The organism is Nocardia terrae, from assembly GCF_009760405.1.
GTDB lineage: Bacteria > Actinomycetota > Actinomycetes > Mycobacteriales > Mycobacteriaceae > Nocardia > Nocardia terrae.
In genome coordinates, this window is the sequence record NZ_WRPP01000010.1 from 192,212 (window position 1) to 205,656 (window position 13,445).

12 protein-coding genes are annotated in these 13,445 nt (G+C 66.3%); 8 read left to right on the forward strand and 4 right to left on the reverse strand.

The features are described from left to right. Positions 1-18: 18 nt before the first annotated feature. From GPX89_RS36650 to GPX89_RS36670, 5 genes are all read left to right on the forward strand, one after another. Positions 19-576, forward strand: a complete 558-nt coding sequence (locus GPX89_RS36650; RefSeq protein ID WP_157392316.1) for a TetR/AcrR family transcriptional regulator — start codon at positions 19-21, stop codon at positions 574-576. A 259-nt stretch (positions 577-835) separates the two neighbouring features. Then, a complete protein-coding gene (locus GPX89_RS36655; RefSeq protein ID WP_328602717.1) occupies positions 836-1,480 on the forward strand; it encodes an ABC transporter ATP-binding protein in 645 nt (214 codons plus the stop codon). 20 nt (positions 1,481-1,500) lie between these two features. Next, positions 1,501-2,259 carry an ABC transporter permease gene (locus GPX89_RS36660; RefSeq protein WP_328602718.1) on the forward strand — a complete coding sequence of 253 codons (759 nt, stop codon included), beginning with the start codon at positions 1,501-1,503 and terminating at the stop codon, positions 2,257-2,259. A gap of 118 nt (positions 2,260-2,377) precedes the next feature. Beyond that, on the forward strand, positions 2,378-3,358 hold the full coding sequence (locus GPX89_RS36665; RefSeq protein ID WP_157392318.1) for a terpene synthase family protein: 981 nt from the start codon (positions 2,378-2,380) through the stop codon (positions 3,356-3,358). Between the two features lie 220 nt (positions 3,359-3,578). Next, a complete protein-coding gene (locus GPX89_RS36670) occupies positions 3,579-4,628 on the forward strand; it encodes a polyprenyl synthetase family protein (protein ID WP_328602719.1) in 1,050 nt (349 codons plus the stop codon). Here GPX89_RS36670 and GPX89_RS36675 read toward each other — a convergent pair. After that, positions 4,625-5,911 (reverse strand): MFS transporter, encoded by a 1,287-nt coding sequence (locus tag GPX89_RS36675; protein ID WP_157392320.1) that lies wholly within the window; start codon positions 5,909-5,911, stop codon positions 4,625-4,627. The genes GPX89_RS36670 and GPX89_RS36675 overlap by 4 nt on opposite strands. A 216-nt stretch (positions 5,912-6,127) precedes the next feature. Between GPX89_RS36675 and GPX89_RS36680 the strand changes: the two genes are divergently transcribed. After that, on the forward strand, positions 6,128-7,726 hold the full coding sequence (locus GPX89_RS36680) for an MFS transporter (protein WP_157392321.1): 1,599 nt from the start codon (positions 6,128-6,130) through the stop codon (positions 7,724-7,726). Positions 7,727-7,802: 76 nt separating this feature from the next. On the opposite strand, the gene GPX89_RS36685 is transcribed toward GPX89_RS36680, so the two are convergent. Next, positions 7,803-8,456 (reverse strand): class I SAM-dependent methyltransferase, encoded by a 654-nt coding sequence (locus GPX89_RS36685; RefSeq protein ID WP_157392322.1) that lies wholly within the window; start codon positions 8,454-8,456, stop codon positions 7,803-7,805. Between the two features lie 86 nt (positions 8,457-8,542). On the opposite strand from GPX89_RS36685, the gene GPX89_RS36690 reads away from it, so the two are divergent. Further along, positions 8,543-9,283 (forward strand): glutamine amidotransferase, encoded by a 741-nt coding sequence (locus GPX89_RS36690; RefSeq protein ID WP_157392425.1) that lies wholly within the window; start codon positions 8,543-8,545, stop codon positions 9,281-9,283. A 379-nt stretch (positions 9,284-9,662) separates the two neighbouring features. Here GPX89_RS36690 and GPX89_RS36695 read toward each other — a convergent pair whose 3' ends face one another. Further along, on the reverse strand, positions 9,663-11,120 hold the full coding sequence (locus tag GPX89_RS36695; RefSeq protein WP_157392323.1) for an HNH endonuclease signature motif containing protein: 1,458 nt from the start codon (positions 11,118-11,120) through the stop codon (positions 9,663-9,665). 81 nt (positions 11,121-11,201) lie between these two features. Continuing rightward, entirely contained in the window at positions 11,202-11,939 is a 738-nt protein-coding gene (locus GPX89_RS36700) for an IclR family transcriptional regulator (protein WP_157392324.1), read from the reverse strand. A 92-nt stretch (positions 11,940-12,031) separates the two neighbouring features. Here GPX89_RS36700 and GPX89_RS36705 point away from each other — a divergent pair, with 92 nt between their 5' ends. Continuing rightward, positions 12,032-13,198: a pyridoxal-phosphate-dependent aminotransferase family protein gene (locus tag GPX89_RS36705; RefSeq protein ID WP_157392325.1), complete on the forward strand. Its 1,167-nt coding sequence runs from the start codon at positions 12,032-12,034 to the stop codon at positions 13,196-13,198. The last annotated feature ends 247 nt before the right edge of the window (positions 13,199-13,445 follow it).

Here is a 13,445-nt window from a genome sequence, read left to right on the forward strand (position 1 = left end):
TGCGCTAGAGTGTCGACCATGGGAAATCGTGAGGACCTGCTCGCCGGCGCCCGGAAGTGCCTGTTCGACAAGGGCTATGCCCGCACCACCGTGCGCGATATCGCGACCGCGTCCGGGGTGAGCATGGCGGCCATCGGCTACCACTTCGGCTCGAAGGAAGCGCTGCTCACCGCGGCCCTCGCCGAGGCGACCCGGGAATGGGGCGATGAACTCGGCCACACGCTGGGTGCCACCGAATCCGACCCGGATCCCTTGCGTCGCTTCGCCGCCCGCTGGGACGCGGTTCGCGACTCCGTCGACACCCACCGCGGCCTCTGGGCGGCCACCTTCGACGCCCTCTCCCACCCCGAGACCCGCGCGCAACTCGCCGCCCAGACCGACGAATCCCGCACCGGACTGGCCGCGCTGCTGGAAGGCGACGAGGACCCCGACGCCGGTCGCACCGTCGGCGCGCTGTACCAGGCGCTCCTGATCGGCATTGCCGCCCAATCCCTGATCGACCCCGAAACCGCCCCCACCGGAGCCGATCTCGCCGAAGGGCTGCGCCGAATCACTGAGGGAGCAGACAAGATGTGATCAACTCCGACGCCCGACTGAAGACCCGGGCCACATCCGAGACGGTTTCGTCTCTGTCCTCGCCGAATACCCGACCCGCGCCGCGCCGCCGCTTCGGCATACGGCAAGGTGGGCCGTGGCCGCCCTCGTCGACTGTCGAGTACGGCGACGAGAGGGGCGATCTGCCTGCGGCCCCGGGGCTCGAAGGCTATCGACCACCGCCCCGCCGAATAGGCAACCCGCGCCGCGCTGTCGAGCCGGGATGCGGCAAGGTAGGGCTGTGCCCAGCATCGTCTTGGATCGGGTCAGTCTCGGGCACGGGGCGACCTCGGTCCTCTCGGAGGTCGACGCGACGTTCGCGGCCGATCGGTGTACCGCCGTGGTCGGGCCGAGCGGGGCGGGTAAGACGACGTTGCTGCGGCTGCTGAATCGGTTCGGGGAGCCCGATAGTGGGCGAGTGCTGCTGGACGGGACGCCCGTGACGGAGCTGGATGTGCTGGCATTGCGGCGGCGGGTGGGGCTGGTGCCGCAGCGGCCGACGCTGCTCACCGAAGCCGTGGGCGAGGAAGTTCGGGTGGGGCGGGAGGTGGGGGCGCAGCGGGTGGAGGAGTTGCTCTCGACGGTCGGATTGCCCGACGGGTTCGCTGGGCGGCGATGTGCCGAGCTGTCGGGCGGTGAGGCGCAACGGGTTTGCCTGGCTCGGGCGCTCGCCGTCGAGCCTGAGGTGTTGCTGCTGGACGAGCCGACGTCGGCGCTGGACGGCGCCTCGGCGGTCGCGATCGGGAAAATGATTCGCGCGCATGTCGGATCCGGGGGCAGCGTGGTGCTGGTCAGCCATGATCCGGGGTTCGTGGCCGAGGTGGCGGATGAGGTGTGGACGCTGGCGGGTGGGCGGCTCACCCGGGGCGCGGAAGCGGGGAAGTAGCTGTGACTCAGGGGCTTTCGGTGCCGGATTGGACAGGGGTCGGGGCTTCGCTGCTGCTGGTGGCGTTGGCGGCGGTGATCGCGTATCGACAGCACCTGCATTTGACACGGGAGTTGCTCATCGCGGCGGCGCGGGCGGGGGTGCAGCTGATCGCGGTGGGTGCGATTCTGCTGATCCTGTTCCGGCACACCGGGTTGCCGGGGGCGCTGGGGTGGGTGGTGCTCATGATCGTCATCGCCGGGCGGGTGGCCGGGCGGCGGGGTGAGGGGCTGCCGCATGCGCAGCGGTCGGCGACCGTCGGGGTGGCGTTCGGGGCGTCGATCACGCTGGGGTCGTTGATCGTGCTGGGCATCATCTCCACGCAGGCGCGGGTGGTGGTGCCGGTGGGCGGGATGATCGTGTCGTCGGCCATGCAGTCGACCGGAATCGCGTTGCGCCGCTTGGTCGAGGATGCCCGGCGGGCCCGTGATAGCGTGGAAGCACGGCTGGCGCTGGGGCTTTCGGCGCATCAGGCGTTCCTGCCCAATCAGCGATCGGCGCTGCGGACTGCTCTGATCCCGGCCATCGACTCGACCAAGGTGGTCGGTCTGATCAGTCTGCCGGGGGCGATGACGGGCCTGATTCTGGCGGGCGTGGATCCGCTGACCGCTATCCGGTATCAGATCGTGGTCATGTACATGCTGCTCGCCGCAACGACTTTGGCGGCCCTGGCCGCGACCCGGGTGGCCGAGCGGACGCTGTTCGATGGCGCACAACGGCTCGTGTCGCTGCCCGACTGACGACCGTCCAGCCCGCAGAATCCTAATGACTGGGATTTCAGATGCGAGTGCAAACGTCCGAAATGCCGTTATCGTTACGATGTCCTCGATAAACTGGTTGGGGGATAGGTAGTTTCGTATGGAAGCAATCGAATTCTTCATGCCATTCGACGCCGCGGGCCTCAACCCCGCGGAACCGGTGGCCGAGGCGGGTATGTGGTCGTGGCTCGAGGCCCACGACCTGGTGCCGACCGAGCTCACCCGCCGACGTATGGAGCGTACCCGGCCGGCCCGCATGTACGCCCTGTGGTGCCCGCGGGCCGCGGCCGAGGAGCTCACGCTGCTCAGCCAGTACACGGCCTGGGCGTTCATCGTGGACGACCAGTTCGATATCGAGATTCCCGAACCCGCGCGGTGTTTGGACGCCATCACCGCCATCGAAGCCGTACTGGACGGTACCGCAACACCTTCCGGGGTGCTGGCGGTCGCGTTCGCCGACCTGTGGGAGCGGCTGTGCCGCGGCCGTTCGACGGCCTGGCGCGAAAGTGTGCGCGGCGAGATCCGCGACTGGCTGTGGACCTACTACACCGAAAGCGTCGGCCGGCTCTCGGGCAACCTGCCCGACCTCGAGACCTACCGCGCGCATCGACGAGACGGGGTGGCGCTGTTCGTATTCCTCGATATCAGTGAACGCGCCGAGGGCGTCGACCTGAGTGCCGCGGTGCGGCATCTGCCCTCCATGCGCAGCCTGCGCGAGGCCGCCGTCGAACACATGGGACTGTTCAACGACGTGCTCTCGGTCGCCTCCGACGAGGCGTCGGGCTACCTCTACAACTCGGTGCTGCTCGCGCAATACCACTACGGGCACAGTCGAGCTCGAGCTCAGCAATTGGTCAACGACATGCTCTCCGAATGCGTCCAGCGCATGATCGACGCGGTGCAGCGTCTGCCGACCGAGCTGAACGATGCCGGCATCACCGGCGGCGAGTACAAGGACACTCTGGTCACAGCCCAGAACTACACCGACTACGTACGCGCCAACCACGATTACCACTATCAGGCGGCCCGCTACACGAGTGCACCCGCGGAAGCGCTCGAGCACGGCCTGCCACTGACCTGAGGTACCGGACCTGCTGACGTTGCCGAACTGGAATCCGCAGGCAACCCTTAGGTTCCGGGATGTGATGGGACCATGAGCATCCGTATCGGAGAGAGCGGGGCCGATTATGCGAGCGGCGAGAACGATCAAATTCACCGTCGGACAACACCTCGAGGGCAGGCGCCGGTGGGGACTGTCCCGCCCGGCGGCCGCCGCCCTCGCCGGGCATGATGAGACCTTCGTGCGCGCGAACGATTCCGTGTCCCTGCCACTGGACGGAGCGACCGAACGAAGAGCCCGGAAACGCCTGAGCGAGGCCCGGACCGCCATCGATCCGGTGCTGCGCGCCGCGATCGGCTCACTGGCCGAACCACTGGACCGGATGGCCGGATACCACTTCGGCTGGTGCGATGCCGATGGGGTGGAACTCGAAGGCGCGCAGGGTAAATCGCTGCGCCCGGCACTGACCTTCGCCGCCGCGGCGGCCTGCGGCGGCAGCGTCCAGGACGCGGTGCACGCCGCGGCCGCGGTCGAACTGCTGCACAACTTCTCACTGGTGCACGACGACGTGATGGACACCGCCCCGTTCCGGCACGGCCGCCCGACGGTCTGGCGAGTCTGGGGCGAGACCAACGCGACCCTGCTCGGGGACGCGCTGCAGGCCCTCGCGCTCGGCGTGCTCTGTGACGGCGCGCCGGAGGCGGTGACCGCCGAGGCGGTCATCCGGCTGGCGCGCACCACGGTCACGCTGTGCCGGGGCCAATACGAGGACTGCGCCTTCGAAACCCGGCCGACGGTCACCGTCGACGAGTATCTGAACATGGCCGCCGGGAAAACCGGTGCGCTGCTGGGCTGTGCGTGCGCCCTGGGCGCGCTGTGCGCGGGGGCCGATCATCGCGTGGTGTCGGCCATGCACACGTTCGGCACCGAACTGGGCCTGGTCTTCCAGCTCGTCGACGACTTCATCGACATCTGGGGCGATCCCGCGATCACCGGAAAACCCGCGCACAGCGACCTGATTCACCGAAAGCAGTCGTTCCCGGTGGTGTGCGCACTCGAATCGGAGACCGCGGCGGGCCGAGACCTGGCCCGCCTCTACCAATCCCGCCACCCCATGACCGCGGCCCGCGCGGCCCGGGCGGCGGACATGGTCGAACAGGCCGGTGGCCGTCAGCGCACGTTGGGGCGGGCGTCGGCCTCCTTGGACGCGGCCTTCGCGGCGCTACCGGACGACCTGGCCACCGACGACCTGACCGCCCTCGCGCACCTCGTGGCCCGCCGCGACCACTAGGGCACGCCGGGAGGCTTGTCCATCAACACCGGTGCGGTGACGGAACTCTCGGCGGTACCGAACCGAATACCCTTGGCCTCCTTGCCGATCGAGGTCAGGATCGCCACGGCCAGGAACACCGGCACCGCGGTGACGGCGAGAGCGAACGGGTAGCCGTGCGAGGCGGCCAGCCGCTCCTGGATCGGAAGGTTCAACGAGGCGAGCAGATTGCCCAGCTGATAGGTGACGCCGGGGTAGAAGCCCCGGATCGCGTCGGGCGACATCTCCGTGAGGTGTGCGGGGATGACGCCCCACGCGCCCTGCACCGCGACCTGGATCAGGAACGAGCCCAGGCACAACATCGCCGCGGTCTTGGAGTAGGCGAACAGCGGCACGATCGGCAGGCCGAGCAGGGCGCAGAAGATGATCGTGTAACGGCGGCCGTACCTTTGGGACAGCGTGCCGAAGACCAGGCCGCCGAGGATCGCGCCGATGTTGTAGATGACGGCGATCCATTTCGCGGTCACCGTGGACAATCCCGCACCGCCGTGCTCGTGGGCGGACAGGAAGGTCGGGTACACGTCCTGGGTGCCGTGACTCATCCAGTTGAAGGCCGTCATCAGGATCACCAGATAGATGAACCGGCGCACGATCGCGGGATTGGTGACAATGGTCTTGAACGAGGTCCGAGTGGACTTCAGCCGCTCCTGAGTGGTCTCCCAGATCTCGGACTCTTTCACCCGGGCGCGCAGGATCAGGATGATCAGGGCCGGGATGATCGACAGGCCGAACAGCCAACGCCACGACAGCCCGAGCCAGTTGGTCACCAGCAGCGAAGCCAGCGAGGCGAGCAGGTAGCCGAACGAATAGCCTTCCTGCAGCAATCCCGAGAAGAAGCCGCGGCGTTCCACCGGGATCTTCTCCATGGCCAGTGCCGCGCCCAGCCCCCATTCACCGCCCATGCCGATGCCGTAGAGCATGCGCAGGATGACCAGCACGGTGAAGTTCGGGGCGAACGCGCACATGAACCCGACCACCGAATACAGCGCGACGTCGACCATGAGCGGGATGCGCCGGCCGATCCGGTCGGCCCAGAGCCCGAATAGCAATGCGCCCACCGGGCGCATGATCAAGGTCGCGGTTGTGATGAACGCGACCTCGCTCTTCTGCATGTGGAAGCTCTTGGCGATGTCGGCGTAGACGAATACGACCAGGAAATAGTCGAAGGCGTCCATCGTCCAGCCGAGCTGCGCGGCAATGAAGGAGTTGCGCTGATCCGGCGTGAGTCGGGTGCGTATCGCCATGGTGCTGCGATCCTGTCCTCGGGAAACCGATCCGGCTGCGTCCAGCGGCGAGAACCCGACCGGTCCCCACCCGGCGCAGCCTGTCAATCTTGCGCGTCCCGTACCGATCTTTGCGGGGATTTGCCGGAATTCCACGATCGAACGCGGTGTGTGGCCGGTTTCGGCTCGTCGCGAACGAACGCGACCGCATCGGTACGGGCCCGTACCCTCTGACGAATGAGCACGCCCCCTGCTGCGGCGACATCGCCGTGGACGCCCTTGCGCATCAATACCTTTCGCGCACTGTGGCTCGCCTCGATCGCGTCCAATGTCGGATCCTGGATGCACCTGGTCAGCGCGTCATGGCTGATGACGACGCTGACCGGATCCGCGGCACTGGTGGCACTGCTGTCCACCGCGAGCGCCATGCCCAGCTTCGTGCTGGCCCTGCCCGCCGGAGCGCTGGCCGACATCCTCGATCGGCGTCGGCTGATCCTGTTCACACAAGCCTGGCAGCTGGTGATGGCGGCGCTGCTCGGCGCACTCACGTTGGCGCACAGCGTGAATCCCGCACTGCTGCTGACAGCGACCCTGCTGCTGGGCGTCGGCGCGACGCTGGGGATGCCCGCGTTCAGCTCGATCACACCCGAGCTGGTCCCGGCCACCCAACTACCCGCGGCGATCAGCCTCAACTCGGTGGCGATGACGGCCTCGCAGGCGATCGGCCCGGCCATCGGGGGTGTGCTGGTGGCCGCGGTCGGGTCCGGGGGAGTGTTCCTGCTCAACGCCGCTTCATTCCTGGGAGTGCTTGCGGTGGTGTACGTCTGGCGTCGGCAGGTCACCGCGGGCGCGTTGCCGCCGGAGCATCTGACCACCGCGATTCGCACCGGCCTGCGGTATGTCGCCAACGCGCCCGAGTTACGCGCGGTGCTGGTTCGCGCCGCAGGTTTCGTGCTCTGCTACGGCGCACTGCCGTCGCTGCTGGCCGTGGTCACCCGCGTCCGTCTGCATCAATCGGCATCCACGTACGGTCTGCTGCTGGGTGTGCTCGGCGTCGGCGGCGTATGTGGCGCACTGATTTTGCCGCGCGTCCGTGGCCGCTTCTCACCCGATCGCATCGCGCTCATCTTCAGCTTGCTCTACGCGGCGTGCCTGCTGACCGTCGCCCAGTTGACCGCTTTCCCGCCCGCGGTCCCCGTCCTGTTCCTGGCCGGAATGGCCGGGATGGGAGTGATGTCGACACTGAACATCGCCGCACAATCGGTGCTGCCCAGCTGGATTCGCGGGCGCGGGCTCGCGGTGTTCCAGTTGGTGTTCCAGCTCGGATTCGCGCTGAGCGCGGCGGGCTGGGGTGCGGTGGCCAGCGGCGTCGGATTGCCGGTGGCGCTGAGCGCTGCCGGGATCGCACTCGCCGTCCAAACGGCCCTCGGCGTGTGGTTCCGCCTCGCGGCGGCCGAGTCCGTCGACGTCCAGGCCGCCCACGTACTCGAACCGTTCGTTCCCCTCACCCTGGCTCCCGACGACGGCCCGATCATGCTCACCGTCGAGTACCGCATCCCGGCCGACAGCCTGGCCGAGTTCCACGCCGCCATCCCCGACCTGCGCCGGTCACGCCGACGCGACGGGGCGATGCACTGGGCGATGTACTCCGATCCGGTGGACACCGACCGGCATGTCGAGACCTTCATCAGCCCGTCGTGGGTGGAGCACGAGCGGCTGAGCCAGCGCATGACCGGAACGGATGCCCTTGCCGTGCAACGGATTCTGTCACTTCACGTGGGAACAGAGGATCCGATGCTGCGCGCGCTGGTGAGCGATCGGGTGCGGAGGGGCTGAAAAACAAAGTACCTGTAACCGACGGTTACAGGTACTTTGGCTTTTCGGAAATATCTGATGAGGTAGCCAGACTCTATCAGAGCCGCCGGATGCGTGCCATCCAGGCCGCGACGTCGACGAGCCCGTTCGGAGACACGTCCAGGTGGGCCGCCTGATCGGCGACGGAAGCGGTGACGCGACCGCGGTAACGGGTGGGCTCGAGGCTTTCCAGTTCCCAGCCGTCGCCGAAGGATTCGCGGATCACGGTGTCGCTGATGCGGGGTCCGAAGCCGGGTTCGACGTCGGAGAGGGCGAGGAGATGGACGACGCCGCCGGGCTTGCAGACCGCGTGCAGGCTTCGGACGTAGGCGGCGCGGGCCACGGGTTCGGTGCCGAAGACGTGGAAGAGGGCGCTGTCGACGACGGTGTCGTAGGCGGCCGCGAAGTCCGGGTGGTCTCCGAGGGTCAGGGCGTCGGCCACCTCGAAGCGGACATTGGGAACGCCCTGTGTTTCGGCGTTGGCGCGGGCGTAGTCGATCGCGCTGGGGGAGAAGTCGATGCCGAGGATGTCGTAGCCGAGCCGGGTCAGCAGGATGGTGTGCTCACCCGCGCCGCAGCCGGGTTCCAGGACGTGACCCTGGATCTCACCCGCGCGTTCGAGCGCGATGATCGCGGGCTGGGGTTCGCCGATGATCCAGGGGGCGGAGTCTTCGTCGTAGACGGTGTTCCAGATTTCGACCGGTCGTGTCATGTCTCCACCGTGCAACCTCGAGTCCACTCGAGGTCAATACCGCGATAGATGTCAACCGTTCGGGGTCGACCATCGACAATGTGGGGATGCCCAAGCCCTGTCTGCTGTTGCAGCTGCGACCCGAGCAAGCGGCCTCCGATCAGGAGTATCAGGCGATCCTCGATGCCGGTGGGCTCACCGCCTCGGACGTGGAGCGCGTGGAGATGAACCATGGGATGCCCGATGTGGAACTAGATGACTATTGGGCGGTGGTCGTCGGTGGCGGTCCGAGCAATCTCAGCTATCCCGAGGACAAGAAGTACGACTATCAGAAGGTGTTCGAGCCGAAGTTGAAGAAGCTTCTCATCGAGGTGGTGCGGCGGGACTTTCCTTATCTTGGGGCGTGTTACGGGCTGAGCATGCTCGCGGATGCGCTGGGTGGGCGGGTCAGTACCGAGCGCTATGGCGAGACGGCCGGGGCGACCACCATCGAGCTCACCGAGAATGCTGCGAAAGATCCGCTGCTGCATGGGCTTCCGGAGGCGTTTCGGGCGTTTGTGGGGCACAAAGAGTCCTGTCAGGACGTGCCGCCGGGGGCTGTGCTGTTGGCTGGGTCGGCTGGGTGTCCGGTACAGGCGGTTCGGGTCGGTGAGAATGTGTATGCGACGCAGTTTCATCCCGAGCTCGATAGTCATGGGTTGGAGTTGAGGATCGAGATCTATCGGAATGAAGGGTATTTCGATCCCAGTGAGGCGGATTCGCTTACCGAGTTGGGGCATCGGGAGCGCATCACGGTTCCTCAGGAGATTTTGCGGCGGTTTGTTGCTCGGTATCGGCCGGAGGGGTAGGGCGGAAGAGCAAGAGCCAGAAGAGACAAGAGATAAAAGAACAAAAGATAAAAGATGCCTGGAGGAGGGAGAGGGGATGGCTGGGTTGGGAGGCCCGGCTCACGTTCCAGCCTCCTCTAGGCTCGAACCGCGTTGGCCTCCCGGGGTGAGGAGAAAAGAGATTCTCTGTGTAGTTGTCAGTGAACGTGATCCGTGCAGTCCGTGGGCTGGGATCGAAGGCTGACGGCTCCCGGCTGGGCGTCAGCCCAGGTCCGGTAGGGCAGGCGAGGCGACCACACTTCCGGTACATCCCCGCCGCCAGCCAATCCGGTTCGCGGTTTCATTCACCCGGGGAGGTCTTTCCCCGGGTTACCTGGCCTCATGGGTCTGAATCACATGTTCACGCCGCGCGAGAAACCTGCTCGCGTGACCGCGCCTCGAGGGTGGAGGCGACCCGCTCCCCCACGTGATGGTTCTCGTTGACTCGGGGAGTTTGGGTGGGGTCGATCGATTTCGGGGCGATCCACCCCACCCGCCCGGCGTGTGGGGAGTCTTTGCCCAACATGACGGTCTTCCATCCGGTTTCGCTGTCGTTGACCATGGCGTGGTGGTGATCGCAGACCAGGGCGAGGTTGTTCAGGTCGGTGGGTCCGCCCTTGGCCCAATCGATCACGTGGTGGGCAGCGCACATGCTCGCAGGCATGTCACAGCCGGGGTGGGTGCAGCCCCGGTCGCGGGCGATCAGCCCGAGGCGTTGTCCACCGGAGGCGAGGCGCTTGCCGCGAGCCAGGTAGACCGGGACGCCGTGCTCGTCGAGGACGGCGAGGACCGGACGAGTGCCGGTGGCCATCTTCAACGCCGAGTCGATCGGCACCTGCACCCCGGAGGCGGTGGTCGCCATGCCGGTGCCGCGTTCGACATCGGCGAGGTTCATGACGAACACCGTCTGCACCGCCATGCCCCGATGCTTACCCAGCTTGCTCATGTCCACCCCGGGTTGCAGCATCGCGATGAACGCATCATGGGTCCGCTGGGCCGCGTCACGACGATCCCGGCGCGCGGCAGCGTCCAGGAGTGTGGAGTCGATGACGGCATTGCTGGCGGTGCTGGGGCTTTCGGCGTCGTCGGGGTTGCACATGCCGGGGCGGGCGTATTTGGCCAGGAACGGATCCAGCAAGGCACGCAGTTCGGGGGTGAGGTAGCCCTCGATCCAGGTCATGCCGTCGATGCCGGGACGCCCGACTTTGATGCCGCGCTTGCGCTGCCGGTCGGCGGTGTTGAACACCGTCCCATCAGGATCGACGCGGGCCATGATCTCGCGTCCGATCTTGGGCAGGTCATCGGGAAGCAAACCTTCACACGACTTCTCGACCAGCAGTTCCTCGGTGCGGGCGCGTTCCTCGGCGGGCAGGTCGGACGGCAGGTGGGTCATGATCTTGACGATGTTGCGGGCATGATCCCGCGAAACCTCCCCCGCCGCAGCAGCTTCGGCCAGCACCGGCAGAGCGGCCGGGTTCAGCTGCCCGTTCAATCCACGGAACTCTCCGCATTCGCGGGCGAGCTTGACCCGCACCGACGCATCAGCCGCACTCAATCCCAGGGTTTGACGCAGGAACGGAATCAGTTTCCCTGCGCCAGTGGTTTCGGGCAGGCACCGTTCGGAGGCTTCCAGGATCAGTTTCGGATCCAGCGCGGCGAGTTGGCGTTTGCAGGTTTCGAGCTGCTGCATGAACTCCACGACCTCACCGTCGGCGAACGGTGTCAGGTCCCCGTGCCCGATCGTGTCGCACAGGTAGTGGACTGCGGTCACCAGGTCGGTGAGACCGCTGCTGTCGAGTGTTACCCCCTTCGAACCCATGAGCTAATTCTACCGCCAATAAGCCCTCAATTCTATGCGAATTACTATGTGATATAAGGCTATTCAGATTCAGCAGATTAATTATGTCAAGCGAGCGGAAATTGTTGCCGCAGCTTCGTTTACTGCTGTTCCGAAGATTGGTTCCGAGTCGGGGGTTAGGCGGCCTATTGGGAGATTTACGCTGAGACTGGCTATTGGGTGGCCATCGGGCCCGAGGACGGCGGCGGCGACTGCGCCTACGTCGGAACGCCATTCGCCATTGTTGACTGCGAAGCCTCGGGTGCGAATGTGTTTCAACTCCGTGCGGAGAGCTTCGGGGTCGGTGATCGTGGTGTCGGTGTAGCGGGGGAGGTCGTGGCGGAGTAGGGGGCGGAGGGCTTCGGCGGGGGTGAAGGCCAGGACGGCTTTGCCGTTGGCGGAGGCGTGCATGGGGAGGGCGTGGCCGAGGGCCATGCTGGTGCGGACTGGTTTGTCGGTTTCCAGGCGCTCTATCAGGACCATCTTGCCGTTTTCGGGGATGGTCAGGTGAATGGTTTCGCCGGTGTGGCGGCGGAGGTCCTCGAGGATGGGGAGGGCGATGCCGCGCAGGCCGAGGTCGCCGCCAGCGCTGCCGCCGACGGCGAGAGCCTTGGTGGTGATGACCCAGCGGGTCACTTCGCCGGTGGCGGGGCGGATCCAGCCTGCGGTGTCGAGGGTGACGAGGGCGCGTTGGACCGTGCTCTTCGGGAGGTCGAGAACTCGGGACAGTTCGCCGACTCCGATGGGCTGGCGGGCGGCGACTTCCTCCAGGACTCGCAAGGCGTTCAAGACATTTCGCAAGGTATTGACTCCTTCATCGCGCATCCCTACCCTTGCTGCACCTTTTCACGGCACAGTGTGCCATATCACGGCACAGGACGGAAGTTCGAGCTATGACAGCCCACAGTGGACGGCATTTTCTGCAGATTCCCGGACCGACCAATGTCCCCGATCGGGTGCTGCGAGCCATCGCGCAACCGACCATCGACCATCGGGGACCCGAATTCGCCGATCTCGCAAAGGATCTGCTGCAGCGGGTGCGGCCGGTGTTTGGGACATCGGGGCCGGTGGTCATCTATCCCTCGTCCGGCACCGCGGCCTGGGAGGCGGCGCTGGTCAACACCCTCTCGCCGGGTGATCGCGTACTCGCTTTCGAGACCGGGCATTTCGCCACCCTGTGGCGGCAGATGGCCGAGCGCCTCGGGCTCGAGGTGGAGTTCGTGCCAGGTGATTGGCGGCACGGTGTGGATCCGGCGGCGGTGGCCGAGCATCTGAATACCGATACCGCGCACCGCATTTCAGCCGTCATGGTCGTGCACAACGAGACCTCGACCGGTGTCACCAGCCAGATTCCGGAGATCCGCGCGGCCATCGACGAGGCTGAGCATCCCGCACTGTTGCTGGTCGACACCATTTCCTCGCTGGGGTCCATCGACTACCGACACGAGGAGTGGGGTGTCGACGTCACGGTGGGATGCTCACAGAAGGGGCTGATGCTGCCACCGGGCTTGGGCTTCAACGCGATCAGCGAGAAGGCGCTCACCGCCTCCCGGACTGCGAAGTTGCCGCGCTCCTACTTCGAATGGTCGGCGATCCTCGACGCCAACGAGCAAGGCTTCTTTCCCTACACCCCCGCCACGAACCTGCTCTACGGGTTGCGCGAAGCCTGCCTGATGCTCGAAGAAGAAGGGCTCGCAAACGTTTTCGCGCGCCACGATCGCCACGCCGCAGCCACCCGTGCGGCCGTCCGGGGTTGGGGGCTCGAGGTGTTGTGCGCCGACGAGCGCGAATACTCCAGCTCGCTGACCGCCGTCCTGGTCGGCGGCGCACACGATGCCGACAAGGTGCGGCGAATCATCCTGGACCGCTTCGACATGTCGCTGGGCACCGGGCTGGGCAAGCTGGCCGGCCGGGTGTTCCGAATCGGGCACCTCGGCGATTTCAACGACCTGACGCTGGCCGGAACCCTGGCCGGAGTGCAGATGGGGCTGGAGCTGTCAGGTGTCACCGTCGATCCGGGCGGCCTGCAGGACGCCCTCGAGGTGCTGCGCGGAGAGTGAACTCCGCTCCGCACCTCCATCTTTCCCTTTTGCACGCCGGGAGGCCAACGCGGCCGAGCCGTGAGAAGGCTGGAAGCCGAACCCTTGGCTCCCAGCCCAGCCCGCCCCTCTCCCTCATCCAGGCCCTCTTTGTCTTTTGGCTCTTTTTCTCTCTTTACCTTCGCTCCACGCTGGGCGGCCGTCGATACCGGCCCGCAGATCTCGCACGCGCAGATGCTCCGCTCAGAGCGATTTCCTACGAGGAGGT